General features: G+C 43.7%; 22 protein-coding genes, 1 pseudogene and 1 riboswitch. Of the genes and pseudogenes, 14 read left to right on the top strand and 9 right to left on the bottom strand.

Annotated features, from left to right (window positions below):
- Positions 1-71: 71 nt before the first annotated feature.
- The 5 genes from luxQ to SU60_RS13360 form a co-directional block, all read right to left on the bottom strand.
- On the bottom strand, positions 72-2,657 hold the full coding sequence (gene luxQ / locus SU60_RS13380) for a quorum-sensing autoinducer 2 sensor kinase/phosphatase LuxQ (protein ID WP_041155935.1): 2,586 nt from the start codon (positions 2,655-2,657) through the stop codon (positions 72-74).
- On the bottom strand, positions 2,657-3,763 hold the full coding sequence (locus tag SU60_RS13375) for an autoinducer 2-binding periplasmic protein LuxP (RefSeq protein WP_041155934.1): 1,107 nt from the start codon (positions 3,761-3,763) through the stop codon (positions 2,657-2,659). Before SU60_RS13375 ends, luxQ begins: the two co-directional genes overlap by 1 nt.
- An 88-nt stretch (positions 3,764-3,851) precedes the next feature.
- Positions 3,852-4,166 carry a GIY-YIG nuclease family protein gene (locus tag SU60_RS13370; protein ID WP_041155933.1) on the bottom strand — a complete coding sequence of 105 codons (315 nt, stop codon included), beginning with the start codon at positions 4,164-4,166 and terminating at the stop codon, positions 3,852-3,854.
- On the bottom strand, positions 4,163-4,813 hold the full coding sequence (locus SU60_RS13365; protein ID WP_041155932.1) for a YceH family protein: 651 nt from the start codon (positions 4,811-4,813) through the stop codon (positions 4,163-4,165). Before SU60_RS13365 ends, SU60_RS13370 begins: the two co-directional genes overlap by 4 nt.
- A 154-nt stretch (positions 4,814-4,967) precedes the next feature.
- Positions 4,968-5,183: a hypothetical protein gene (locus SU60_RS13360; RefSeq protein WP_052481540.1), complete on the bottom strand. Its 216-nt coding sequence runs from the start codon at positions 5,181-5,183 to the stop codon at positions 4,968-4,970.
- 253 nt (positions 5,184-5,436) lie between these two features.
- On the opposite strand from SU60_RS13360, the gene SU60_RS13355 reads away from it, so the two are divergent.
- Together SU60_RS13355 and SU60_RS13350 are read left to right on the top strand one after the other, a co-directional pair.
- Positions 5,437-5,757 carry a DUF496 family protein gene (locus tag SU60_RS13355; protein ID WP_041155931.1) on the top strand — a complete coding sequence of 107 codons (321 nt, stop codon included), beginning with the start codon at positions 5,437-5,439 and terminating at the stop codon, positions 5,755-5,757.
- A gap of 148 nt (positions 5,758-5,905) precedes the next feature.
- A complete protein-coding gene (locus tag SU60_RS13350; RefSeq protein ID WP_041155930.1) occupies positions 5,906-7,231 on the top strand; it encodes an MATE family efflux transporter in 1,326 nt (441 codons plus the stop codon).
- Positions 7,232-7,380: 149 nt separating this feature from the next.
- Here SU60_RS13350 and SU60_RS13345 read toward each other — a convergent pair whose 3' ends face one another.
- Complete coding sequence (locus tag SU60_RS13345; protein WP_041155929.1) at positions 7,381-8,388, bottom strand: Gfo/Idh/MocA family protein; 1,008 nt, start codon at positions 8,386-8,388, stop codon at positions 7,381-7,383.
- Positions 8,389-8,902: 514 nt separating this feature from the next.
- Between SU60_RS13345 and SU60_RS13340 the strand changes: the two genes are divergently transcribed.
- Both SU60_RS13340 and SU60_RS13335 read left to right on the top strand, forming a co-directional pair.
- Positions 8,903-10,336 carry a glyceraldehyde-3-phosphate dehydrogenase gene (locus SU60_RS13340; RefSeq protein WP_041155928.1) on the top strand — a complete coding sequence of 478 codons (1,434 nt, stop codon included), beginning with the start codon at positions 8,903-8,905 and terminating at the stop codon, positions 10,334-10,336.
- A gap of 516 nt (positions 10,337-10,852) precedes the next feature.
- On the top strand, positions 10,853-11,074 hold the full coding sequence (locus SU60_RS13335) for a hypothetical protein (RefSeq protein WP_041155927.1): 222 nt from the start codon (positions 10,853-10,855) through the stop codon (positions 11,072-11,074).
- 95 nt (positions 11,075-11,169) lie between these two features.
- Here the strand turns inward: SU60_RS13335 and SU60_RS13330 are convergent, their stop codons facing one another.
- Both SU60_RS13330 and SU60_RS13325 read right to left on the bottom strand, forming a co-directional pair.
- Positions 11,170-11,784, bottom strand: a complete 615-nt coding sequence (locus tag SU60_RS13330; protein ID WP_041155926.1) for a LysE family translocator — start codon at positions 11,782-11,784, stop codon at positions 11,170-11,172.
- A gap of 23 nt (positions 11,785-11,807) precedes the next feature.
- Positions 11,808-12,269, bottom strand: coding sequence for an Lrp/AsnC family transcriptional regulator (locus SU60_RS13325; RefSeq protein ID WP_041155925.1), 462 nt, complete (start codon positions 12,267-12,269; stop codon positions 11,808-11,810).
- 178 nt (positions 12,270-12,447) lie between these two features.
- Between SU60_RS13325 and yjeH the strand changes: the two genes are divergently transcribed.
- On the top strand, positions 12,448-13,710 hold the full coding sequence (yjeH, locus tag SU60_RS13320; RefSeq protein WP_041155924.1) for an L-methionine/branched-chain amino acid transporter: 1,263 nt from the start codon (positions 12,448-12,450) through the stop codon (positions 13,708-13,710).
- On the opposite strand, the gene pdxR is transcribed toward yjeH, so the two are convergent.
- The gene (gene pdxR / locus SU60_RS13315; RefSeq protein ID WP_041155923.1) at positions 13,702-15,132 is read right to left on the bottom strand and encodes a MocR-like pyridoxine biosynthesis transcription factor PdxR; all 1,431 of its coding nucleotides are present in this window, start codon (positions 15,130-15,132) and stop codon (positions 13,702-13,704) included. The two genes, yjeH and pdxR, sit on opposite strands and share 9 nt — an antisense overlap.
- Positions 15,133-15,235: 103 nt before the next feature.
- Between pdxR and SU60_RS13310 the strand changes: the two genes are divergently transcribed.
- The 9 genes and pseudogenes from SU60_RS13310 to SU60_RS13265 all read left to right on the top strand — a co-directional run bounded on the left by SU60_RS13310 (position 15,236) and on the right by SU60_RS13265 (position 25,531).
- Positions 15,236-15,907 (top strand): pyridoxamine 5'-phosphate oxidase family protein, encoded by a 672-nt coding sequence (locus SU60_RS13310; RefSeq protein WP_041155922.1) that lies wholly within the window; start codon positions 15,236-15,238, stop codon positions 15,905-15,907.
- A 151-nt stretch (positions 15,908-16,058) separates the two neighbouring features.
- On the top strand, positions 16,059-17,375 hold the full coding sequence (locus SU60_RS13305) for an ABC1 kinase family protein (RefSeq protein ID WP_041155921.1): 1,317 nt from the start codon (positions 16,059-16,061) through the stop codon (positions 17,373-17,375).
- A gap of 194 nt (positions 17,376-17,569) precedes the next feature.
- Positions 17,570-18,915: pseudogene (locus SU60_RS13300) on the top strand (magnesium transporter).
- A gap of 432 nt (positions 18,916-19,347) precedes the next feature.
- Positions 19,348-20,097, top strand: coding sequence for a helix-turn-helix domain-containing protein (locus tag SU60_RS13295; RefSeq protein ID WP_041155920.1), 750 nt, complete (start codon positions 19,348-19,350; stop codon positions 20,095-20,097).
- 144 nt (positions 20,098-20,241) lie between these two features.
- Positions 20,242-22,101 carry an MFS transporter gene (locus SU60_RS13290; RefSeq protein ID WP_041155919.1) on the top strand — a complete coding sequence of 620 codons (1,860 nt, stop codon included), beginning with the start codon at positions 20,242-20,244 and terminating at the stop codon, positions 22,099-22,101.
- Between the two features lie 87 nt (positions 22,102-22,188).
- Entirely contained in the window at positions 22,189-22,806 is a 618-nt protein-coding gene (locus SU60_RS13285; RefSeq protein ID WP_041155918.1) for a lipase family protein, read from the top strand.
- 178 nt (positions 22,807-22,984) lie between these two features.
- Positions 22,985-23,125, top strand: a riboswitch (FMN riboswitch).
- Between the two features lie 157 nt (positions 23,126-23,282).
- Positions 23,283-23,939 carry a 3,4-dihydroxy-2-butanone-4-phosphate synthase gene (gene ribB, locus SU60_RS13275; RefSeq protein ID WP_041155916.1) on the top strand — a complete coding sequence of 219 codons (657 nt, stop codon included), beginning with the start codon at positions 23,283-23,285 and terminating at the stop codon, positions 23,937-23,939.
- Between the two features lie 278 nt (positions 23,940-24,217).
- The gene (locus tag SU60_RS13270) at positions 24,218-24,523 is read left to right on the top strand and encodes an isoamylase early set domain-containing protein (RefSeq protein WP_041155915.1); all 306 of its coding nucleotides are present in this window, start codon (positions 24,218-24,220) and stop codon (positions 24,521-24,523) included.
- 81 nt (positions 24,524-24,604) lie between these two features.
- A complete protein-coding gene (locus SU60_RS13265) occupies positions 24,605-25,531 on the top strand; it encodes a Gfo/Idh/MocA family protein (protein WP_041155914.1) in 927 nt (308 codons plus the stop codon).
- The last annotated feature ends 2 nt before the right edge of the window (positions 25,532-25,533 follow it).

Raw genomic sequence — 25,533 nt, 5'->3', positions numbered from 1 at the left:
ATAAGGTTCCATACTACGTAATTAGATACCAATAAGGAGACAAAGGCGTATGAAACAAGGCAATGTTTCGTTTAACGTCTTTCAAGTAAAAAGTGGTGTTTGAAGTGAACCAATGCCTCATAGAACATTTTTTCTTTTATTGGTTTAAACAGCACATAGTTTGCACCAGCAGCAATCAGAGCGTTACTGGTTTCTTGAGATGTGTCTGCGGTACAGGCGTAAATCGGGGTTGTCAGTTTCAGTGTCTTACGTATTTCTTCTGTCGTTTCAATCCCGCCAAGGTGCGGAAGTTGATTGTCCATCAGGATAAGGTCGTAAGTATGCTGTTCAAGTAATGTTATCGCTTCTAAGCCATCCTTCGCCCAGTCAACCTGCATTTCATACTTTTGACAAAACGCTTTTAATATAAACGCATTAGTATGGTTATCTTCCACCAACAGGACTTTTAAGCTCGTATCAAACAAGTCTGCGGGCTGGATCGTGGCAACGATTTCTGATTCAGTTTGAACCTTCTCACTCTCCCTGACGGGTAATGAAACAACAAATGTCGTTCCTTTACCTTTCTGACTAGTAATCTGAACATCACCCTCTAGCATATCAACTAAGCTTTTGACTATCGTGAGCCCTAAGCCACTGCCGCCAAACTCGCGTGTGGTGGTCGCTTCCTCTTGCACAAATGGCTCAAACATTTGCTCAATTTTCTCAGTCTCGATGCCAATACCGGTATCGGCAACCTCCACCCAAAGCACACTATTTTCTGTTCCGGAGAATTGTTCTAAATTTGCCGTTAACCGAATACTTCCAGATGGGGTAAATTTTACTGCGTTACTAATGAGGTTGAACAAGATTTGGTTCAAACGTATCTGGTCAGTAAATATCTCCATATGCGGTGGGAGATGATTCTCAATAATAAAATCGACCCCTTTTATTTCACAGGTAGGACGATAGACATTGTCCAAGGTGCGAATCGTCTCTGCAAAAGAGAATGAATGCTTACGTATCCGAAATTTACCTTGCTCGATTTTGGAAAAATCCAGAATGTCATTTAAAACCGCAAGTAAGTGTTCACCACTGTGACGGAGCACATCAATTTGATTACGTTGTTCTTGCGTCGTCGCAGAGTTCTTCAGCAATTGAGCACCACCCAAAATACCATTGATTGGAGTGCGTATTTCGTGGCTCATTTTTGCAAGAAAATCAGCACGAGTCTGCGCCGACTTTTCTGCTTCTTGTCTTGCTAAATTACTTTGTTTCTCGGCTTCGATTAACGCGGTGATGTCTTGCCCCTGAACAATGATACCGCTAATGTCATCTTCTACTCGGATTGGCGACAAGTTCCAGCGATAGATTTTTTTATCGATCGGTACATTAACGCCTGTGAGTGTTGCCCCTTGAGCCGCCATCTTAAGATGCGGAAGCAGCTTCTCTTTAAAGCTATTAAAAACCGGATGCATCGTTTCTACATCCGCCTCAACCACCAGTTCTCTTTTCGCGGCTGGGTTAATTTGTATCAATATACCATTTTCAGACCACACCATTATTGGAGACAGTGCGAAGTTAAACAGGTCTCTAAACGATCGTTTTTGCGCTTCAAGTTCTTCAATCGTGTTCTCTAGTGTTAATCCAATATGATCGAACTCCTCAATATCTGAACCACCAAATCGTTCAAAAGCCTTGTCTTCTCGTGCGGCACGAGTGTAGGACATTAACGTTCCAAGCTCTCTTCCTAGGCGGTTTTCGATCCATTCTTTAGTCAGTAAGGCAATAATGATCATTCCAATGACGGACGCCAACATGGCCAACACATGTTGCAATTGCAGCATGACGACATTTTGATTGTTCTGGATCGTTAACAAGGCCAGATCCGTTTGAGATGCATTCACTTCTATTGGTGCTTTGATCACCAATAATTCTGCTAACTTTTGTTTAGATTGTTTACGCTGAAGAACATCAAATATTTTGTATGATTCGTCACCGGCTAAAGAGCTCGCTAATGGTGTGTCATCCGCCACCAGCACAACGTTGTCAATGTTTCCTTTGTTCTTGAGCTTTTCCATCAGACCAAAGTTACCATCCAACACGACTGTACTGTATAAGTGCCCCATAACCTCACCCGTTTTGGGCTCAAGAACAGGGACCTTCCTCATCAAAAGGTGCCGCTCCCCCATCGGAGTAGGCGTTTTGATGTAGTACCAGTTGTTACTGAAGGTCACTTTACGAGTAAGACTATCGAGTATCGACTCGTTAATTCCATAGAAATGCGCGTTGTTATCTTCCCAAACAATGCCTTGGTGATCGGTGAGTAACCGAAACTCTGGTGTATGGGACGGATCGCTCTTATCAACGCTGAGAAAAAAATAATTTAACGCTTCTGCATCATGTTTTGTATAAAACCCTAACACCACATCACTTTTCGCATTGCCGTTATGATGTATTTCGAGCGCTTCAAAGTGGCTGTCAAATATATTCAGTATCAGTGCTGACGTTTGTTGCTTCGTCCTATCAACTTCTTGCCAAATGATTTGTTTGGAGAAGTAATAACTCTGAACGAATATGCCTAGAATAATTGGGGCTAGGACAAAGACGATGATGCGAGTAATCAGCGTCGAAAGAGAGCGACGCTTGGTTGGTTTTGCTCGCGTGGGTGACTTGATCATCAATTATCTGAGTATCTAAAGGCGCGTTTTCTCAACGCTTCAATTTTATCTTCAGGGTCAGATTTTGTGACGACTTCAAAATCACCAGAATACACCGTCGGTACTGGTTTACCCTCCAAATCCCTTTTAATTGCTTCCGCCATCGCAATACCAGTATCGTCATTCATACGCATCACCGTAATATCTAGTTCTCCTTTCGACATCGCCTCTAGTTCGGCAGAGCCGCCTCCCCAACCGTTGAGCATGACATCATCACGCCCCAATTCAGCTAAAGCTTTCGATGCACCTAGCGCAACATCCGTAGAGCAAGCATAGATAAATTGAATGTCTGGATACTTTTCTAGGCTGGCTTTTGCCGCTTCATAGCCGGATCGCTTTGTCGCTTTAGTATAGTAAGCGGATTGTAGTTCAAACTTGTTATGTTGATTGACTTGTTGGATAAAGGTGCTGCCTCTCGCGTCACTCACATACCCCTCTGAAAAGTAGAGAACACTGTAGCGTGTATGCTCAGGGAATCGCTTGCCAAACTCTTCGGCCAATTTGAGGCTTCCTTCGATATGGTCAAAGCCAACGTACAAAAATGGTTGACGTGTCTCCCAATCTTTTATCGGCGTTGTGATGTTCTGCAAAATCAGTTTCGTACTTCGAGAGTCTAGAACGTGTTCGACAAATTTACGATGGCGCGTCGTGTCTAACGTAAAGATTAAGTAATCAGAGTTACTTTTTAACGCCTCCATCAATGATAAACTTTGTTGTTTGGCATCAGAGTTCGGCCGAGTGAAAACCTGATTAAGCTGGTAATCCACTTGGAGCTCGTCTAGACGTTTTTCAAACGCAGTGATGTTTCTGCTCCAGTAATCTGATATTTGCTGCCCTGGATAGACCACTGAGATTTTAAGTCGACGTCTATCTTCTTTTTTTAATGGTACTGGGGCTTCTCGCACGGATTGAGTGAGCGCATCGGTAAGTTGCCTCTGTTGCGGAAACTCATCCAAAAATTGTTGATAAGACCAATAACCACTTAAGACTTTTGAAGCCTGAGCAGCTTGCGTTGCCGGAACCATACCTGTGAGTGAAATTAGGGAGAATAATAATGCTTTTTTCATCTCTCGCTCTTTATAATTGATGTTGAGACCTTCTGACGAGACTGAAGTACAATGTAACACTTTATAACTATATGAATATATTGCACGACTAAGTTTTTGAAGAGAATAACAACTGCTGATCTTCCGCCACCTCGATGAACGCTTGCGATGCAACCAGTCGCTCTTTCTTAGACTTGGTAAGCTGTTTGATAAAATACTCTGCTTTCATGGCCAGCATTTTCGAATCAAAGCTCATTGACCACTCTAGATGCAAAGGGCCTTTGCCTTTTAAAGCTTTTGCCCCTTTCCCTTCCTGATGCTGTCGAAACCGTCGTTCAACGTCAATTGTGACACCGCAATACAACGCATTACGGTTTGTTCGAATCAGATAAACACTCCAGATAGGAGTCGCCCGTTCACTCATAAAAGTAAAGATTCAACTTGCGCTTTCAAGGTATTCAGTTCTTCACGAAGTTGTGCGACATCCTGTTCCAGTTGGGTTACGCGACTAACATCTGACGAAGCAGCAGATGCAGTGGAAACGAAGGTAGACACATCCACGTCCCCACAGAACAAGTGCATATAACGTGACTCGCGCTTTCCTGCTTCTCGAGGAAGTTTCACAACAAGAGGGCCCTTATCTTCACTTGCTAAGTGTTCCAACACGGTTTCAACTTCTTTTACATCATGGAATGTGGCTAAGCGATTCGTTCTCGTGCGGAGCTCACCCGGTGTTTGTGCGCCACGTAACAACATACAACACACGATACCTTTCTCTTGCTTGCTCAGCTGCAAGTCACCAAATTCAGTATTACAAAAACGATGTTGGTATTTACTTACTCGGCTATTGAAAGCACTTTCATCACTCACTAAACGACGTCCAATTAACGCATCCACCGCGTCCAACACCTCAGATTCAGACAGCGTCATCACAGGATCACGATTACTTTTTTGATTGCATGCGTTAGTCAGTGCATTAAGACTCAGAGGGTACTGTTCGGGCGTTGTCACTTCTTTTTCTATCAAACAGCCAATGACGCGTGCTTCTGTTGCTGTTAGCTCAACTTTCATAATGCATTTCCTTATTATTTTTGTATTTGAATTGATACCTAAATTGGGTTGAAGCGCTTTGCGCTACTCTCTCATTACACGAGCGAAAAGGAGGTTGGTATCGATGTCAGGCAAAAGAAAAGGCTGACCACACGGATACGTTTTAACAACGCCCTTAATGCTCTGATAAGATAGGTACTGGCCTCATCTTGCCATTTTCATCTATCATCATGATCTTAGAACGATTAAGTTCAACTTCTGTGATCTCAAGTTGTGCGCGCTCTTGAATGTACGCATCTTTCAATTTTTCTGCTTGAGGATGAGTTGAAGGTTCACTCTTCTGAGTATCGATTTGCTCCGCTGTATGACCAGAGTCCATATCACGTTTCATCATTTTGTATTCAATGATGTTGATAATATAGAGAAGATCTTATGATGACAATGAGACGATGTATTCCTAATGAGGATTTACGCATACACCGTCAGTAGCGACTCGAACCAACTAAAGAAGGGCAAGGTCCGATGCGCCGTCATCATTGATTGATAAATGTGCAACTTAACGTTGAGATTGATCTAAAGACTGTTATGCCACGTGATGTTGTGCTTTAATCGTGATAAATATTCATAAATTAGGAAAGGGAACTATGAGTAGCGTATTTGAGATCGTTAGCCAAGCGCGTCGTAAAAACAAGCTAAAGCGTGAACTTATTGATAATGAAAAGAAAGTTCGTGACAACCGTAAGCGTGTCGACCTTTTAGAAAACCTACTAGACTACATCAAGCCAGAAATGACTCAAGATGAAATGCTAGCAATCATCAAGAACATGAAAGCAGATTACGAAGATCGTGTTGACGACCACATCATTAAGAGCGCTGAGATTTCAAAAGCTCGTCGTGATATCAGCCGTCGTATTCGTGAGCTCACAGAAGAAGATAAGCAGTTGACAACAGGTAATAAGAAATAATCACCATAAGTGGTTAACCTAGGTTAAGTCCTGCTAAAACCCCGAGCAAAAACCAGTTGCTCGGGGTTTCTTTTTGTCACCGCTCTAAAGCCGATGTACAATTTCATCTACTTTCGTTCCTCAACATCCAGAAATTAGTTTCGCTTCTATGCCTTCAAATACATCAAGCTCTACTGCTTCTCTTGCTAAGCAGCTATTCACTATGACCTGGCCAATGCTTTTTGGTGTACTTTCACTGATGAGCTTTCAACTGGTAGACAGTGCATTTATCGGACAGTTGGGTGTTTTACCCCTGGCTGCACAAGGTTTTACCCTACCGCTTCAGATGGTCGTTATTGGTATCCAGGTCGGTTTAGGAATTGCCACGACAGCGGTGATTTCAAAAGCACTTGGCGCGAATGACCTTCGCTATGCTAAACAGCTCGGCGGCCTGGTATTGATGATAGGATCGATTGGTGTCGCCTTTATCGGTGTTTTGATTTGGTTGTTGCGCTGCCCGATTTTGTCGCTATTGAGCGCTCCAGATAGTGTTTTACCAATCATTGATAGCTACTGGCCGTTATGGCTATTGAGCTCTTGGACCGGTGCTGTTCTTTACTTTTATTACAGTATTTGTCGCTCAAACGGGAATACGATGTTACCCGGCACCATGATGATGGTCACCAGCGTCATCAACCTCATTTTAGATCCAATTTTTATTTTCACTTTAGATCTAGGTATCAACGGCGCCGCAATTGCAACCATTTTGGCTTTTGGCATCGGTATCCTTGTTGTGGCTCCGCGAGTCAAAAAAAATCACTGGGCCACCACTCAATGGCAAGATTTAGATGTGATGGCGAGTGTTCGTTCGATTGGCAACATCATGGGACCAGCGATGATAAGCCAGCTATTGCCGCCATTATCATCGATGTTAGCAACCAAACTCCTCGCTGGAATCGGGACCGCTGCCGTCGCAGCATGGGCAATTGGATCTCGCTATGAGTTTTTCGCCATCGTATCCGTACTTGCGCTTACGATGTCTCTCCCACCGATGGTGGGTCGTTTGCTTGGGGCGAAAAATTACAAAGACATTCAATCTCTGGTAAGTATTGCGGTTAAATTTATTATGGGCTTCCAATTGCTCATCGCGATAATCACTTTTGCACTTGCTAACCCTCTAGCGCTTTTGATGACGAGCGATATCCAAGTTGAAAATGTGTTAGAAATGCACTTAACGATTGTGCCACTCAGTTTAGGATCTCTAGGGGTTTGTATGCTGATGGTATCGGTCTGCAATGCTTTAGGTAAATCTTACACTGCCCTTACGATATCAGCGCTACGACTGTTTGTGTTCTTTCTACCGTGTTTATGGATAGGATCTCAACTAGGTGGTATTCAAGGCCTTTTGCTCGGCGCTTGTCTTGGTAACCTTTTCGCAGGCCTTGCCGCCTATCTTACCTATCGCAACACCATCGCAAAGTTGTCAGTGGCGTAATGCTCACAGGTGTTGTTCTACGTTAAACAGTAGCAACTAAAGTAGCTCATAATTAACAAAGCCCTCAGGACTGAAGTGACCCCATGAACTGTGGGCTTTGTTTGTACAGAGCGTTGTGGCTTCTGAACTCAGATTAACGCTGAAATGAATTAACGAGTTTGTGAAATATTGCCTTTGTGAGGATTATCCGCAGGAAAAATAACGCCAGTTTGTTTTCTGATTTCAGTTAACACTTTAGCGATTAACAAAGAACGCTGTTTAGCGTCTTTCTCCATTACACCCAACTTGATTTGCTGAGCGAACGCTTGTGCTTCATAAAACATAGGATTTTCCACTTGCGGTTGGGTCAAAGTCTCCTTCTCTTGCCCCCTTAACACCCGCTCAACGGAGCGGCCAATGGAAATCATGTCGACCAATACACTACCCTGCTCCCCTTGGAACTCACTTGGAATCAGCGAGTCACTCACTTTAGAATGAAGTAAATTGACATTAAACCCGCTGTACGTAAGCGTGACACTCCCACATCCATCCACGCCAGAGGATAAAAGATGAGCGCTGGCTTTTACTTGGTGGGGTTCACCAAACAATTCAATAGCCGCGCCGACACAGTAGTAGCCGATGTCCATAATGGAGCCGTTTGAAAAGTCCGGATTGAACGTATTGGGGTTCTCGCCATTCAAATATTTTTGATATCTCGAAGAATACTGACAATAGCTGATCGTTGCATGCCTTAGTGGAGAGATGCGCTCTAGACTGCTCTTCAATACACTAAAATTAGGTGTGTATGGCGTCATGAAAGCCTCAAAAAGCACCACATTATTTTCTTCAGCACATTCAAACATCTGCTGCGCTAACGGATAGTTAGATGCCAGCGGTTTCTCGCAAATAACATGCTTACCCGCGGTTAGCATTTGCATCGCTTGTGGGGCATGTAAGGAGTTCGGGCTCGCGATATATACTGCATCAACTTCGGGATCATTCGCTAAGCTCTCCAAACGATCGTAAAAAGCCTCCGCATTGTAAGAGATTCCAAATGCTCGCGCTTTCTCTAGATCTCTCGAGTAAACGGCTTTTAAACAAAATTGTCCGGTTTGAATAGCAGCCGATACAAATTGGTCAGAAATCCAGTTGGTTCCAATTACCGCAAGTTTATACATCTCTTTCCCTTTATCATTTAGTTACTGCAGAGCCACCATCACTCTTAGGATTAAAACGTGACATCATGCAAACTTTTCAACTTTTGTGACAACCTCATTGGGAGGAATCACACGCATACAAATAGCGTAATATTAAAAAGCTTAATTACTAACATTTACGTTTACCAATATCGTTGTCTTATGGACACATATCACAACGAAAACTTGAAATTCAACGCAAAATTACGTTCTAAATTTGAAGTTACTCGTTATTGTCACGAAATAAGTCACCTATTATCAAGATGTCAATACTCTGAATCCATGGTATTGATCGCACCAATTCTCCACGATAACGCCATTATACAGGACTATAATCTAGATTTATTTTTCCTAGCAGAATAAGGCATTCAACTTTAGAATCCGCACCCATAATTATTACAAACCATTTACACCCCCCTAAACTTTACTCTTTATCGCAGCTAAATGGCGGTTAAGAGTAGTGTTAGCCCTCAAACGTGAAAGGTCCAATACGACAATGAGTCCAGAGAAATATCTCCAAGATTGGCAAACAAGCCAGACTATCGCAGAATCTATTTCCCCTCTAATCGGTATGCTTTATCGCCAAAAAGGAATCGAAGTGGTTCTGTTTGGTAAAACTCTTATCAATGCAACAACCATAGACATTCTCAAAACTCACCGTGTAGCAAGAAGATATGCTGGAAGTCCTCTTTCTCTCGAACACACAATGCCTATCGTTCAAGCACTGTGTGAGATGAGTATTTCATCTTGCCGAGTCGATATCGGCCAATTGGCAACTCAATATTGGAAAGAGCATGAAGACACCAATGCTCTAAATGATTTTCTACAAACTGCGCTAATTGGCGCGCGTGATGCAGACTCCTCTCTAGAAGCGCGTGATGTTGTTCTTTACGGCTTTGGTCGTATTGGGCGCTTGTTAACGCGTCTGCTAATCGAAAAGAGCGGTCCGGGTTACCCACTTAGATTACGCGCTATTGTCGTGCGCGGCGGCAAGAAAGGTGACTTAGAGAAACGAGCGAGCTTACTTCGTCGCGACTCGGTACATGGTCAGTTCAATGGTAGCATTATCATTGATGAAGAGCGAAAAGCACTGATTGTTAACGGCAACTACATCCAAATTATTTATGCAAATAGCCCAAGTGACGTCGATTACTCCGTGTACGGTATTCACAATGCGCTTGTTGTAGATAACACGGGGGTATGGCGTGATTCTGAAGGCTTAGGTCAACACTTAGCGTGTAAAGGTGCAGAAAAAGTTCTTTTAACAGCGCCAGGCAAAGGTGACATAAAGAACGTTGTGTTCGGTGTTAACGAGTCTGTTATCCAAGAAGACGATCGCATCATCTCAGCCGCAAGCTGCACGACCAACGCGATCACACCAGTATTGAAAGCGTTGCACGACAAATATGGCGTTCTGTCAGGTCACATTGAAACGGTTCATTCTTACACCAATGACCAAAACCTGATTGATAACTTCCATTCCGGTGATCGCCGTGGACGCAGTGCTTCTCTGAACATGGTTCTGACTTCAACTGGCGCAGCCAAAGCAGTAGCAAAAGCACTGCCTGAACTCGCCGGTAAACTAACAGGTAACGCAATTCGCGTACCGACGCCAAACGTATCGATGGCAGTTGCAAACCTGAACCTAGGTGAAGAAGTGGATCGTGATTCACTGAACGAATATCTACGAGAAATGGCATTAAACTCTGAGCTTTCCGCACAAATTGATTACACAGATTCGACTGAAATCGTATCCAGTGATTTAGTTGGCTCGCGCCATGCTGGCGTCGTGGATGGTCAAGCAACGATCGCACAAGATAAACGCTGCGTACTGTACATTTGGTATGACAACGAATTTGGTTACAGCTGCCAAGTCGTGCACTGTATGGAACAAATGATGGGGGTTCGTTACCAAACTTTCCCGCGTTAAATAGACCGCCTCACGCTCGGTAAATAACAATAAGAAAAGTAAATAACAATACGCAAAGTAAACCATCATATGCGCAGAAAACAACGTTAGGCTAGATAATAATTATACTTTATATAACAATTACATACACCTAAGATAACAATAACACGCTAGATAAACATTGCTCCACAACGTTAATCCCATAGCGTACCACTCTCTTAACTCTCTTTTATACGCCTGACTAACCTCAGGCGTTTTTTCTTTCTCGTGCTTTTTTCACTTATAGACTCAAGTAATTTCATCGGCGAGAATTTATTCGCTCTTAGGCAAGGCACTGATTTGAATACATCGTCATTCTACGTAAAAAAGCAGTAACGTAGCACTAGATCATGAAATTCAAGAGCGCCAAATTCAACGGCGAAGTGAGAAGCTCGCTCTTTGGCTGTTCATCAATAAAGTCACTTAAGTATACGTTCATGTTTTGTTCATGTTCACACGAGTAATATGAACCCATAGATTGAAAAAGAGGTCACAAATATGAATCGGATTATTGTTACCGCACTGGCTCTGATTACTGGCGTATTTACTTTGCTACTTAGCCTAGTCCTTGCGATTCCATTGACCATTGCAGCCCTGATTACTGGTAAACGCATCGAGAAGCGCGTATACCGCATGCAACAAGAAATGAATGAAGAATATAAATTCAACACTGGCAAAGCCGAAGCTATTGAAGGTGAATTTGAAGAAGTGAACCGTTAAAAGTGAAGTGTTTCCAGCCCCCAACTGTTCCTGAGATACTTCTTTTTTATACCCAGTCTTGATAGCTAGACTGGGTATTTTTTATTTAGCCTGACCTAAATAGTAAAAACAACGCGCAAGGCCAGTAGGATCAAGACAAGTCCAGACAAACGATCAATAAGCACCGCCTTTGCGCGAATTTTATCTACGACTTTTGAGCTGGATAATACAATTGTAATGAAGGTGTACCACAAGCCATCAACAACAAATGGTGTCGCAACAATGATCATTTGATTACTGAGATCATTACCCAGAGCAACAAACTGACTAAATAGTGCAATGAAAAACAGCGCAATTTTAGGGCTTAGAATGGAAATAAAGAAGCCTTCTCGTGCAGATTGACCGACCGTCGTTTCCTTTCCTGATTCTAGCTTTGCCGCCACGCCCCCTTTCGAACGCAACGCATTAAATCCTAAATAGGCGAGATATCCCGCCCCTAGCAAGCTTATTGTTTTAAATAGAATCGGACTTTGTTGCAGCACCACCGCTAGGCCAATCAATGTGATAAACGCATATATGCCTATCCCAAAAGCATGTGCCCAAGCCGTTGCCAAGCCATTAACTCTGCCACCAGCTAACGAGTGTTTCGCAACAATAGCAAGACTCGGACCCGGCGACATCGCCCCCAATAAACAGACGGTAAAAAGTGATAACCAAATAGTTAGTGTCATAAATGCCTCTCCTTAACAGACTCTCATGCAGACTTAACGAAGGGTGACCCTGTGGTATTAAAAAATTCGGTCAAGACCGTATGTGTCATTAAGTGACGAAGTTCTGGATACCGTTGAATTTGATCTCTGATTTCATTCAAACGATTCATATTGGGCACTTGAACAAAAACCATCATGTCGGTCTCTCCGCTAATGGCATGACACCACTTGACGCCATCAATTTTGTACAACTCATCTGCGTAGGATTCGCAATAATACGTTGAGGTAGACGTATCAAACTTTAACGCAAAATAAGCACAAATCGAGTCCTCTGCCGACGGTGCAATTTCTGCATGATAGCCCAAAATAACTTTGTCATTTTCTAGCTTACGAATTCGAGCAGTTACCGCTGAGCGAGATAAGTTAACTTTATCAGCAATTTCAGTAACCGAAAGTCGAGCATTATGCCGGAGGATATCAATGATCTTGTGATCAAACTTGTCCATAAACTTACCGCTTATTCCTTATTTCGTTTATTTTACAACGATTTTAAATGCATAAGAAACCAACATTTTGTTGGAATTATTTGAAACAACCGTCATATTGTCGGCTCAGTAACGCATTTTGTATTTCACAACTCATTTATTCTTAGAGTTTCTTCGTTCGACACCGTCAGAGACCAGCATGGAACAGCTTAAAAAAGACATCTCACTCATTTCCGGCATCGCTCAACTTTCCACAACGTTAATGGGAACTGGCTTGTTTATGATCCCAGCAATTGCTGCGGGTATCGCAGGTCATTTTTCATTATGGGCATGGATTTTATTGTTTATTGCAATATGCCCTATTGCTTTGACTTTCTCTCAACTTGGAAAGCGCTACCCCAACGCTGGTGGCACTGCTTTCTTTGTTCGTAAAGCATTTAATAGCAAACTAGAAAGTAGTGTCGCTTGGCTATTCGTCAGTATCATCCCCGTGGGTATTCCACCAGCGATTGCCCTGGCAGCCGGATTTTTGCAACAGCTTCTCCCATCATCACTAAACAGCAACCTATTTGCCCAGATCGTGACCATTTTACTTCTTATTTTCGTCAATTTATTGGGAACAAAATCATCGGGCCGTTTACAAACTGTCATTGCGTTAAGTGTTTTTGCTTTAGTCGGCTCATTTTTATGGAAAGGGGAAATTACCAGTGCAGATCTGGTTATGCCAGAGATCACGTCAGACTCCATATGGTCAATCACCGCAGTCCTTGGCGTGATGTTTTGGTGTTTTGTTGGTATCGAGGCGTTCGCTCATATGGGAGAAGAGTTTAAAAACCCACAGCGTGATTTCCCTATTGCGATTGTTTTTGGCTGCCTCGTAGCAGGACTCACGTATTGGGCCTGTTCGGTAGTAATATTAAAGTTTGGCGCCTACGGTAGTCCACAGTTTGATAACGCATCTATCCCGTGGTTAAGTGAGCATCTACTGGGTGAACACGCCAAGTGGCTCATCAGTGTGATTGGCTTTTCAGCGTGCTTTGCCAGCATCAACCTTTACACTCAAAGCTTGGCGAGAATGGTTTGGGCTCAGGCTCGCGAACACCGTTCAGACAGCAAGCTAGCCAAAATATCCCGTCGAGGAGTTCCCTCTTCTGCCACGCTAGTGGTTGGCGGCATTTTGTTGCTCTCCTGTGTCGTGGGTACCCTTTCAGGTCTCGACCTGGAGTTTTTCCTAAAGCTCGCCAATAGTATTTTTGTCTTAGTTTACCTGCTAGCAATGTTGGCAGCATTTAAGTTGCTTAAAGGGGTCGGGAAAGTATTAGCAGGTATTTCTCTGCTACTCTGCACCGGCGTGTTTATCTGCCTAGGTTGGTCTATGTTCTACGCACTCTCCATTTTCGCGTTGCTGTCCCTTCCTTGGAAACGCCTGAATCGCAAACATGAATCTAAGGTTCTAGAATAAATCCGAGAGTCGTTTTATAAGCGAGTCTATTTCCGATAAGGCAGTGTTTCCATAGCCAAGCACTGCCCCATTCCAATCTCGATTTATGTATTCAGGGTGCTCATAGTAGCTCAGTGGACGCAGTACAATACCTTCATTTGCAGCGCGTTGCGCCCATGTATGCTCATCAATTCCGTTGCGCCATTTCAGAGTGATGTGCAACCCTGCAGCCTGACTAATCACGCTGACTTTGTCTCCAAAGCATTCATTAATTGAAAGGCTCATTTGTTCATGCTTTGCTTTGTAAATACGGCGCATTTTCCTGATATGACGTAACAGACTCCCTTCAACAATAAAGTCCGCCATTGCCTCTTGCACGTGACTAGGCGAATCACCACTTAGGGCATCTTTAATCATTAAACATGTCTCAACCAGTGAATCAGGCACGACAAGATAGCCCATCCTCAAACCGTTAAACATCACTTTACTGAACGAACCGATATAGATAACGCGCTCTCCACGTCCTAATTGTGCTGCTAACCCTTGTAGACTGGTATAGGGGCGGTGAGCGAATTGAAATTCACTGTCATAATCATCTTCTAAAATCCAAGCGGAATTCTGTACCGCCCAATCGATTATTTTTCCCCTTTGCTCAGTATCTAAAGTGGTGCCCATTGGATACTGATTACTCGGAGTAATGTATAGCGCATCAGCATCTGAGTTTGTTACGGATTCCACGTCAAACCCAAGTTTTTCTTTTACAAACAAAGGAGAAAACTGATACTGCATGAACTGGATTAACTTACGCATTTGGGCGTAACCAGGTTGCTCCATTAATATTTTGTCACCGCGTTTCAATGTTGCCATTGTTGCAATGCTTAAAGCCTGCTGAGCGCCTGAGGTAATGATGATTCTACTCGGTGAGCAGTGAACGGAGCGGCTAGAGGCTAAATAATCAGAAAGAGAACACCGAAGCGCCCAGCTTCCTTGAATGTCTTGATTACCAAGCAAAGAGGTTCGCGTTAAGTGGCGGTTAAGATACTTTTGCCACTGAACACTAGGAAAGAGCGCTAGATCAGGGACACCCGGTGCAAATGCCGCGTTAACGTCAAGCACCTTTTGGTTAACAGTATGCACTTCCGTTGGTTCAATGCTAGGTAAATATTGCTCAGGTAACTCCACTGCAACATAAAAGCCAGAGCCTTTCCGACTGTTTAAGTAGCCCTCTGCCACTAGCTGCTCATACGCAAAAATAACCGTATTTCTACTCAAATTTAGTTCTTGGGCTAATTTACGCGTCGAGGGCAACTTGCCATTCTTTGCCCAAAACCCTTTAACGATCTTATCTCTAATCGAAAGAAATACCGACTGCTGAAGCGTCTCCGCCTCAGTATTTAACTGCAAATCCCCAACATCAATCAACGACAAACCGGATCCATCCATTGTTTAAAACTGGCTCTCCTTAAGCTACCAGTTAAACAGTACATTGCAACAAGGCACGCGAAATAAACATTTCGATTTTTACGATTAGCTGAGGAGAGCATTCATGTTGTTAAGTACAAAAAGAACAGAGATTAAGAAAGGAGCCCATAAAGCGGTCACTGAAATTGAAAAGTTGCATGAAATCATAGACGAAAGCTTGGTTGCTCATATTGCCATTACCAATGAATCTGGACCTGTGGTGATTCCCATGCTGGCATGGCGTGTAGATGATTGTGTTTACATCCATGGCGCGAACAACAGCCGTTTGCTACGCACACTCAAACAAGGACAGCAAACCTGTCTTACTTTCACTTTGTTTGATGGATGGGTTCTGGCTCGCTCAGCCTTTCATCATAGCGCTCACTATCGCAGCGCTGTTGTATTTGGACAATTTGAAGTCGTACCTGACAACAAAGAGAAAGATCGCTTACTCAATCACTTTATCGAACAAATAGCACCCGGAAGAACGGAGCAGATAAGACTAAGCAACGAAAAAGAACTGAACGCGACGTTGCTCTTAAAAATCCCCCTTAAAGAAACATCAGTAAAAATCAGCAACTTTGGTGTAAACGATGACGCTGAAGACCTGGATATTCCGGTGTGGGCTGGTGTATTACCATACCGAACTATCGTTGGTCCACTCGAAGCGACTGATGGATTGTATGAAGGATTCGTTGAGCCTGATTACAGCAGTGCTTATCCGAGTCGCTGGCATGAAACCAAAGCGCCAGAATAAGTACGGAAGTGACGTTCAGTTACTGCACGCTAACCGCTAGTCTTGCTGGCGGTTCTGCTTCCAATTGTATCCAACCTCTTCATTTTCCCGTATAACATGAATAAACCACAAACGGTGTTCAACATGGTTTGAATAAAACGGGAAGGTCTCCATGTCAGACAAGGAAAAAGGGTTACCCACACATCGCATTTCTAGGTTCGGTAAATTTGCCTCTCTTGCCACGCGAGTGGCTGGCAATGTGCTCGCTGAAGGAACCAAACAACTGGCTAAAGGCAACAAGCCCAAAGCAAAAGATCTTCTTCTTACACCGTCAAACATCACTAGACTGACCGAGCAACTTGCTCACCTACGTGGTGCGGCAATGAAACTCGGTCAAATGTTATCGATGGATGCTGGTGACATTCTAGAGCCAGAGTTAGCGGAGATCCTTTCGAGACTTCGCTCCGACGCAGACCCTATGCCAGCAAAGCAATTAAACGCCGTGATGGAAAATGCGCTTGGAGAGCACTGGAAACACGCTTTTTTAGCCTTTAACTTCAAGCCCATGGCGAGTGCCTCTATCGGACAAGTGCATCAAGCTTATAGTGATGCCGGAGATAAACTGGCCGTCAAAGTTCAGTACCCCGGAATCCGTAAAAGCATCAACAGTGATGTCAACAACGTTGGCACATTACTTAAAGTCGTTGGTCTGATCCCCGAATCCGTAGACTATAAAGGACTATTGGAAGAAGCCAAAAAGCAACTTCATGACGAAGCCGATTATCAGCGCGAAGCCCAATTCGTCAAGCACTATTGCGATGCTTTAAAAACCGATCCTCACTTTGTTGTACCTAAAATCCACCACGAAAGTTCTTCGTCATCCGTCTTAGCGATGGACTTTATCGAAGGCCGTCCTATCGACACGCTTGATAATCACGACCAATACACTCGAGACATGGTAATGCATCATCTGCTTGACCTTATGTTTCGAGAGTTGTTTGAGTTTAGAATGGTTCAGACCGACCCCAACTTCGCCAACTATTTGTACAATGAAGAGACTCGACAAATTGGTCTGTTAGACTTCGGGGCTACTCGTGAATACAGCCAACGATTTAGTTCTGGGTATCGTCAAGCATTTCGCGCAGTGGTGAACCATGACGAACAAAGCCTCAATCACGCATTGGAACAAATTGGCTTCTTTGCACAAGCGATTCAACCTGAACAGCGAAAAGCGGTATTGGATCTGGTCAAAATGGCCTGTGAACCTATGCTCATCGATGATGACTATGACTTCAAAGCCAGTGGACTTTCGCAGCGACTACGCCAAGCGGGCACCATTCTTAGCATGGAACAAAACTATTGGCACACTCCCCCAGCGGATGCCATTTTCTTACACCGAAAAATCGCCGGGATGTACTTACTTGCCGCTAGGCTCGGCGCAAAAGTAAACATCCGTCAATTAGTTCTTCCTTATCTTAATATCGAATAGACTATTGTTTTTCTGCTACTTTCGAGTACTTTGAATAACAACCATCCCGAACATCGACGACTTCGGGGTATCAGAGCTTGTTAAGCATGAGTGGTTGGACTTCTTATCGCATTTATAACTCGGCAAAATGCCGATACCCAAACACTTTTAAAAAAAGCTTGGGTATTCACATTAACTAACTACTGGGGAACTCGGTGAGTAAGTTTCAAGATATCTCCTCACTAATACAACACATTGGTCAAGCCGACGAGGCGGAGCAATCCTCCGAGCTCAATGAAGCGATAGAAGCCGGTCTGGAACCGGGTTCCGTCGCTTTAGTTCTGGAAGCCTTTCCAATTGAGGACCGTGTTCGACTATGGCGAGCGCTGCCGCTAGAACGCCATATCGATGTACTAACCGAAATGCGTGCAGATGTTCGCTTTTCTATCATCAATGCATTATCGGAAATCGAACTTAAGCTTACCCTTGCAAAGCTAGATAACCTTTCTCTGATCGAGTGGGCTGACTCTCTGCCTGAGACGATCATTAACGAAGCATTAGCTCTGATCGAAAAAGACGAGCTCGAACTCTACGATCAAGCCCAAGAATACGAAGATGAAGAGCTCGGCCACTGGGCTGAACGAAAGATTATCACGTTGCCTTTTAATATTACTGTTGCAACAGCAAAGCAGTTGATAGAACGCTACAGCTACGATACACCTCAACAAGTGTATCTCATCAACCGGAATAAGCAGTTTCGTGGTGTGGTGAACTACTACGAAATTTTGCGTAGTGATACTGAAGTCCGCTTGAAAACCCTTGCGTTGGACACCGTTACAGTTCTAGACAGCAAAATGTCGTTATCGGAAGCAGTCGAAGCAATGGAGCACAGTGCTCTTTCTGCCTTGCCTGTGACGGATTCAGACCAGACATTAATTGGTGAAGTAGACTGGCAATTTGCCTTAAGTACCCAACGAGAAATCTACGAATCGAGACTCATGGCTGGTACGGGTATGGACGAAGGTGATGACTTATTTGCACCCGTTCTAAAAAGCTCTCAAAAACGTGGGGTATGGTTAGGGATCAATCTGCTCACTGCAATTTTAGCCTCCGTCACTATTGGCTTGTTTGAAGATGTGATCGCCCAAGTTGTCGCGCTCGCGGTGTTAATGCCAATCGTTGCTTCTATGGGGGGAATAGCAGGTAGCCAAACGTTGACTCTAATGATCCGTTCAATGGCACTGAATCAAATTACACCGGGTAACCGATTTAAGCTGTTAAAGAATGAGCTCGGCATTGGCTCTCTCAATGGACTCGCTTGGGCTATCATTATCGGTGGGTTAGCTGGACTTTGGTTTCAATCCGCAATACTAGGAGGCACGATCGCTTTAGCTATTGTCGTCAATATCATCACTGCGGCGTTATTCGGCGTCCTCATTCCAATCATTTTGGATAAACTAAAGTTAGATCCTGCGCTCGCAGGATCGGTAATTTTGACAACCGTAACAGACGTCGTAGCTTTTTTGCCTTCTTAGGCACCGCCAGCTTGGTCATGCTTTAGTTCAGCCATGTTGTAGATTGATAATGCTTTAATTAATTAACAAGAAAATCTACTAATACGAGATCATGTCTTCGTGTTGTTTATTAATCAATCATTAGCATAATAAAGAGTAATTGCATATCGCATTTGCAAATTGCAAAAAACAATGAGATTTATGAAAGAATATCCCTTTATTGGCTTGCTTTTTAGCAAATCTCAAGTTGGCACACTTAGTGCATTATATTCATTGACCCTTCTTAAGCCGAGGGTCACCTAGCCAACTGACGTTGTTAGTGAATTCTATTTTGTTCACAAATATATAAGCCAATCGCACTAATTGCGATTGGCTCTTTTTTTATCAGTATCTAGAGCAATAAAGCGTTATTCTATGTGTCTATACGCAAATAAACCTGAAAATGGTTGCTTCAATTGCTCAAAAAGGTCACATGATAAATGTCACAAAGCCAAGCCCTGATTAAAGTACTTAAACGCCAACTAAAACTCTCTGGCATCCACTATGCCGATGTTGCAAAACACCTTGAACTCAGCGAAGGAAGCGTAAAACGTCTTCTGGCAGAAGGGCACCAAATCAGTCTCGAGCGCTTGGAGCGTATCTGCCAATTGATCGGAATAGACATGACGGCGCTGTTTATGATCGCAGTTTCGCAAGATAAGCGCTTAGACTCGCTCACTTTAGAACAAGAGAAACAACTCGTCGAAGACAAAGCATTATTACTGGTCGCAATTTGTGTTGTGAATGGGTATCAGTTCAATCAAATCATTGAGCAATATACATTCAGCACTCCGGAGCTAATACAAAAACTGGCTCAGTTAGACCGACTCAACATTATTGAGCTACTACCCGGCAATAAAATCCGTTTAAAAATATCACCCAATTTTCAATGGCAAGTAGGTGGTCCTATCCAGCTTTTTTTCCAGCGCCAGGTTCAGGAAGCATTTTTCAATAGTTATTTCTCTTCTGAAGGAGAAAAACTATCGATGGCCACGGGGTTAATGAGCACCCAAACCAACAAAAAACTGCAGCGCAAATTGCAAAAGGTGATCGAAGAATTTTATCAAGCTTGTGACAACGACAATGAGTTGGATATGACAGAAAAACACGGTACTTCTTTAGTTATCGCCATGCGCCAATGGACATTTCCACTGTTTAAACCATGGGAGCGAACGCCAGACATAAAGTAATAATATTGATAACCCAACAAGCCAAAGCCATATGATAAGTCACCATTAGTTACTTATATTGTAACTTCCAACGTGCAACTGGCTTATCATCTCACAACACATAAAGTGCTCACATCGAAATAACTTTGTTCTGATGGAGCTAACATGTTTTTTTCAAAACGCTTTTTCCCATTTTTTCTCACCCAGTGTTTCGGGGCACTCAATGATAACGTCTACAAAAACATTCTATTGTTAATGGTGACGTACGGTTTTATGGATGCATCACCTTTATCAACGAATCTTTTCGTTAACCTTGCCGCGGGCTTATTTATCCTCCCTTTCTTTTTGTTCTCGGCTCACGCAGGCGCAATCGCAGACAACATGGACAAAGCCAAGCTCATTCGTCGTTTAAAGCTTTCCGAGCTTATAATCATGACCTTTGCCGCCATCGCTATCATGACCCAAAGTGCCACTCTCATGTTGATCCTGCTCTTTTTGACTGGCACACAGTCCGCTTACTTTGGGCCAGTCAAGTACGCGTTGCTTCCCCAGGCTTTAAAAGCAAATGAGTTAATGAAAGGCAACGCTTGGGTCGAAATGGGGACTTTTCTTTCTATCCTGATTGGCACATTAACGGCAGGACTGCTGCTAACCCAGCCCAACGGACCTTCCATCGCTTCATGTTTAGTCGTACTTCTCTCTATCATGGGATTTCTAAGTAGCGTCAATATTCCTCCGTTACCGAGCCAAGCGAAAAAACAAGTCACATTTTCTGCGATATTGGGGATCAAAAAGACGTTAAATATCGCTCAGAAGCAACGCGGTGTTTGGATGTCTATTCTTGCTATCAGTTGGTTTTGGTTTATGGGGGCAACCTACCTAACACAGTTCCCAAGCTTCGCTCGAGTGCATATAAATGCCGACAGCAGCGTTGTATCTTTGTTACTCGCACTGTTTTCTATTGGCATAGCAACGGGGTCATGGCTATGTGAGAAACTCTCTTTCAATCATGTCGAGCTTGGTATTCTGCCTTTTGGCATCCTTGGTTTAACCTTGTTTGGTATGGATTTAATGTGGGCAATACCTCACCATGTTCTTATCGGTCAGTACTATGACGTACACCGTTTTATCGCGGATCCTCAACACTTGCGAGTTATGTTTGACCTCTTCTTCGTTGGGGTCAGTGGTGGCGTGTTTATCGTACCACTGTATGCGTTCATTCAATCTCGCTCAAACGCAGAAGAATGTGCTCAAGCGATTGCTGCTAATAACATTATGAACGCTTTGTTTATGGTTGCCTCTGCTTTAATCTCAATATTTGTACTGAGCGTATTGGGTTTATCCATTGTTGAGCTTTTTAGCCTGATGGCATTGGGTAATTTTTTGGTTGCCATTTATGTTTATCACCAAGTGCCCGAGTTTACACAACGATTTGTCAGTTATTTACTCAGTCACTTCATGTACCGCGTGACAGTGAAAGGTAGGCAGTTCATTCCTGACAGAGGCGCTGCTCTGATTGTCGCTAATCACGTGAGCTACGTGGATGCGCTTATTTTAATGGGAGCTTCAACTCGCCCTGTCCGTTTTGTTATGGATAAATCAATCAGCGAACTACCGCTTTTGAAACACGTTTTCCGCCACGCAGGTGTCATTCCAATTTGTTCTCCACGTCGATGTGCACCAACATACAAGAACGCCTTTTTACAGATAGAACAAGCCCTAAGCAACGGTGAAATTGTTTGTATTTTTCCTGAAGGTCGTTTGACATCAGATGGCGAAATGGGTGAATTTCGACCTGGCGTAGAAAAAATCCTACAGCGCACGCCTGTTCCAGTGATTCCAATCGCTTTAAAAGGTCTATGGGGGTCCTTTTTTAGCCACAAAAACGGCCATGCACTGACTCGTTTGCCAACTCGATTTTGGTCAAAAATTGAGGTAAACATTGGTCAACGACAGAGCTCTGCATCCTTAAATCGCCATACTCTTCAACAAAAAGTGCAAGATTTGTTAATCACTTGCAAGTAGTCATATTCGATTTAGAGTAAGATACCTAAGGCACTTTGACTGCAATTTTTCTTAAGTCATGTGTCTTAATATGTTGCCGGAGATTACATGAAAATAATCATTCTACATGGCCTATACATGCATGGACTGGTCATGCAACCGCTGAGTAAAAAATTACGTAAGTTAGGCTACGACACCCAAGTTATCAGTTACAACACCGTTTCAATCAATGAAGAGACGCTTTTCGAAACCATTGACCGTGCACTGAATCCACTGACCGGTAACGTATTGGTAGGGCATAGCTTAGGCGGGTTGATGATTAAGCGCTACCTTGCTTCGAGGAAACCGGCCACGAGTTTGATTTCACATGTTGTCGCCATCGGCTCTCCCCTTAAAGGCGCATCCATCGTCACTCGAATCAAAGACCTGGGTTTAGGAGCAATCTTGGGTAATTCGCCACGTCATGGGCTGAATAAACACGAGGACAGATGGGATTTTCCGCAGAAACTCGGCAGTATCGCGGGCACGTTGCCGATTGGTGCTCGCCCGTTACTTATCCGTGACGACAATATTATGTCCGATGGTACCGTCACAGTGGAAGAAACCCGCTTAGACGGTATGCAAGATCATATCGAGGCGAAGCAAACACACACGAGTCTACTCTACAACACCTTTGTACCAGCGCAGATAGACCACTTCATCCGCACTGACTTTTTTCGTCGATAGCTTTTGCGATAGTTTGCTAGCGCTCGTCGTTAAATCTTTTGGTACTAATTTTTGTGTTGTAGCTACAACTTTTTATAGCAACAACACAATTTTTTATCGAATTATTCAACCTAGTGAAAAAACTGTTGTAAGATGCCCTCGTCAGCCATCTGCGTTAATAAGATCTGACATCACAATTAATTGTTCTCAGGGCGGGGCGAAATTCCCCACCGGCGGTATACTCTTTTGAGTGAGCCCGCGAGCGCTCGATTCGTCGAGGTCAGCAGATCTGGTGAGATGCCAGAGCCGACGGTTATAGTCCGGATGAAAGAGAATAAGAATGCACCAGCAATCCCACTCCACGTAGAGAAAAGCTAACGTGGTTAGGGAAATGCTGTGGTGTTTCTTTTTGATCGCATTATGTACATGAGCTCTACTCGTATGTAGGTCGTGATCTCTCATACCGCCCTGATTCTGGTCATTTTTAGGAGTTAACCATGAATCAGTCATCTCTACTTGCCGAATTTGGCAACCCAGTTACCCGTGTTGAAAACGCACTTACTGCCCTTCAAGAAGGTCGCGGCGTCATTCTCCTTGATGATGAAGATCGCGAAAATGAAGGCGACATCATCTATTCCGTTGAACACTTAACCAACGAACAAATGGCTTTAATGATCCGCGAATGCAGCGGTATCGTTTGTCTGTGTCTGACCGACATCCAAGCAGATAAACTGGATCTTCCTCCAATGGTAGTGGACAACAACAGTGCGAATCAAACCGCGTTTACGGTTTCTATCGAAGCGAAAGTGGGTGTCACGACTGGGGTATCCGCAGCCGATCGCGTGACAACCATCAAAACGGCTGCCAACCCAGAGGCAAGACCAGAAGACCTAGCTCGGCCAGGACACGTATTCCCGCTACGCGCACGTCCAGGAGGTGTGATGACTCGTCGAGGCCATACAGAAGGGACGGTTGATTTAATGCAAATGGCGGGGCTTCAGCCAGCTGGCGTACTATGTGAAATTACGAACCCCGATGGCACCATGGCGAAAACCCCAGAGCTCGTTGCCTTTGGGCGCCTGCATAACATGCCGGTTTTAACCATTGAAGATATGGTGACGTACCGTCTAGCGTTTGATTCGAAGCTGGCCTAAAGCGCCCCTAATGCTTCTCTGAGCCGCACCCTTGTGCGGCTTTTTGTATTGTCCATCCACTCAAACTCAATCGAGCCAGACTTAAATAATATCAATACGATAGACCGTATATACCTGTAAGACATAAAGCTCAAGATTAAAACTCCTTTGATCGCGAACCATTCTTAGAGCTAATAATTCCCACTTATTCACCTACCGTAGCGCTGATAAAACTTGAAATCAGTATGAAAGCTGAGTAATAGTTAGAGCAGTTTTTGCGCAAACCAAGGGAATAACCAATGCTTAAAAAAAGATTTTTCAAAACCAAAGATGAAGTCGAAGTCACCTTTGAACTCGATAAACAGCAGTGGAAATCAGTCAAAATTGCAGGCGATTTTAATGACTGGCAACCTGAACCGATGAAACTGGTCAAGACTAGCGGTCAATTTAAGTTCAAAACACGCTTACCGAAGGAACAAAACATTCAGTTTCGTTACTTACTTGATGAATCAGACTGGGAAAATGATCCACAAGCAGATGCCTACGTACCAAACGGACTCGGTAGCGATAACAGCGTCGTTTGCACATCACAGCAAACCGCGTAATATCAGTAAAATAGAATCAGCACTATAGGCGCACTTGTGCGCCTTTTTTGTTTTCTGATAACGAGAAAGAGAAGGATCAAGATGAAAATAGGCATCATTGGATTGGGAGATATCGCCCAAAAAGCGTATCTTCCGATCATTACTCAGTTCGCCAACGTTGAGCTAGTACTGTGCACAAGGAATGCAGAAACGTTAGCCTTATTAGCGAGACAATACCGCATCACAGAAACCTGTCAGAATTATCAACAACTAACCAGCTTTGGTGTTGATGCCGTCATGATTCACGCAGCAACAGATATCCACGTCCAAATCTCTGAATACTTTTTAAAACAAGGCATTCCGACTTTTGTTGATAAACCGCTCGCGGACAACGCAGCAGACGTCGAAAGACTCTATGAAACGGCCGCACAAGCAGTTCAACCACTTTACGTAGGATTCAATCGTCGACACATTCCCCTATACAATCAACACATGGGCAACGTGCAAAGTGGTGATATCTCAGCACTCAAATCGCTTCGCTGGGAAAAACATCGGTATAACCAACCTGGTGATGTTCGTACATTTATTTTTGATGATTTCATTCATCCATTAGACAGTGTCAACGTAGGAGCAAAAACCGAGCCCAAAGACGTGTACATCACCCATCAGTATGATGAAAAGCAATTGGCACGCCTAGATGTGCAGTGGCAACACGGTGACACGTTGCTTCACGCTTCGATGAATCGTCAGTTTGGCATTACTTCTGAACGCGTTCAGGCTTGTTTTTCAAACAAGGCGCTCGAGTTTGATTCTTTTGTCGAAGGTAAATTGTGGCAAGGCAACCAAGAACAGAAACTCAGCTTAAAAGATTGGACCCCGATGCTAACAAGCAAAGGCTTCCACACAATGCTGTTAGATTGGTTTAAGGTCATTGAAAGTGGAAAAATGGCCAGCAATGTCATTGAGCGCAATATCGCGACTCACCAACTTGCAGAAGCCATTTGCAACAAAATTGAGCGTGATTTATGAGG

The organism is Vibrio mytili (assembly GCF_000830505.1).
In the GTDB taxonomy this organism is placed as follows: Bacteria; Pseudomonadota; Gammaproteobacteria; order Enterobacterales; family Vibrionaceae; genus Vibrio; species Vibrio mytili.
This window is presented reverse-complemented; position numbering and strand designations above follow the sequence as displayed.

Excerpts from the sequence above, each read along its gene's own strand:
- luxQ (WP_041155935.1), bottom strand. The coding sequence starts at position 2,657 with ATGATCAAGTCACCCACGCGAGCAAAACCAACCAAGCGTCGCTCTCTT.
- SU60_RS13375 (WP_041155934.1), bottom strand. The coding sequence starts at position 3,763 with ATGAAAAAAGCATTATTATTCTCCCTAATTTCACTCACAGGTATGGTT.
- SU60_RS13370 (WP_041155933.1), bottom strand. The coding sequence starts at position 4,166 with ATGAGTGAACGGGCGACTCCTATCTGGAGTGTTTATCTGATTCGAACA.
- SU60_RS13365 (WP_041155932.1), bottom strand. The coding sequence starts at position 4,813 with ATGAAAGTTGAGCTAACAGCAACAGAAGCACGCGTCATTGGCTGTTTG.
- SU60_RS13360 (WP_052481540.1), bottom strand. The coding sequence starts at position 5,183 with ATGAAACGTGATATGGACTCTGGTCATACAGCGGAGCAAATCGATACT.
- SU60_RS13355 (WP_041155931.1), top strand. The coding sequence starts at position 5,437 with ATGAGTAGCGTATTTGAGATCGTTAGCCAAGCGCGTCGTAAAAACAAG.
- SU60_RS13350 (WP_041155930.1), top strand. The coding sequence starts at position 5,906 with ATGCCTTCAAATACATCAAGCTCTACTGCTTCTCTTGCTAAGCAGCTA.
- SU60_RS13345 (WP_041155929.1), bottom strand. The coding sequence starts at position 8,388 with ATGTATAAACTTGCGGTAATTGGAACCAACTGGATTTCTGACCAATTT.
- SU60_RS13340 (WP_041155928.1), top strand. The coding sequence starts at position 8,903 with ATGAGTCCAGAGAAATATCTCCAAGATTGGCAAACAAGCCAGACTATC.
- SU60_RS13335 (WP_041155927.1), top strand. The coding sequence starts at position 10,853 with ATGAATCGGATTATTGTTACCGCACTGGCTCTGATTACTGGCGTATTT.
- SU60_RS13330 (WP_041155926.1), bottom strand. The coding sequence starts at position 11,784 with ATGACACTAACTATTTGGTTATCACTTTTTACCGTCTGTTTATTGGGG.
- SU60_RS13325 (WP_041155925.1), bottom strand. The coding sequence starts at position 12,269 with ATGGACAAGTTTGATCACAAGATCATTGATATCCTCCGGCATAATGCT.
- yjeH (WP_041155924.1), top strand. The coding sequence starts at position 12,448 with ATGGAACAGCTTAAAAAAGACATCTCACTCATTTCCGGCATCGCTCAA.
- pdxR (WP_041155923.1), bottom strand. The coding sequence starts at position 15,132 with ATGGATGGATCCGGTTTGTCGTTGATTGATGTTGGGGATTTGCAGTTA.
- SU60_RS13310 (WP_041155922.1), top strand. The coding sequence starts at position 15,236 with ATGTTGTTAAGTACAAAAAGAACAGAGATTAAGAAAGGAGCCCATAAA.
- SU60_RS13305 (WP_041155921.1), top strand. The coding sequence starts at position 16,059 with ATGTCAGACAAGGAAAAAGGGTTACCCACACATCGCATTTCTAGGTTC.
- SU60_RS13295 (WP_041155920.1), top strand. The coding sequence starts at position 19,348 with ATGTCACAAAGCCAAGCCCTGATTAAAGTACTTAAACGCCAACTAAAA.
- SU60_RS13290 (WP_041155919.1), top strand. The coding sequence starts at position 20,242 with ATGTTTTTTTCAAAACGCTTTTTCCCATTTTTTCTCACCCAGTGTTTC.
- SU60_RS13285 (WP_041155918.1), top strand. The coding sequence starts at position 22,189 with ATGAAAATAATCATTCTACATGGCCTATACATGCATGGACTGGTCATG.
- ribB (WP_041155916.1), top strand. The coding sequence starts at position 23,283 with ATGAATCAGTCATCTCTACTTGCCGAATTTGGCAACCCAGTTACCCGT.
- SU60_RS13270 (WP_041155915.1), top strand. The coding sequence starts at position 24,218 with ATGCTTAAAAAAAGATTTTTCAAAACCAAAGATGAAGTCGAAGTCACC.
- SU60_RS13265 (WP_041155914.1), top strand. The coding sequence starts at position 24,605 with ATGAAAATAGGCATCATTGGATTGGGAGATATCGCCCAAAAAGCGTAT.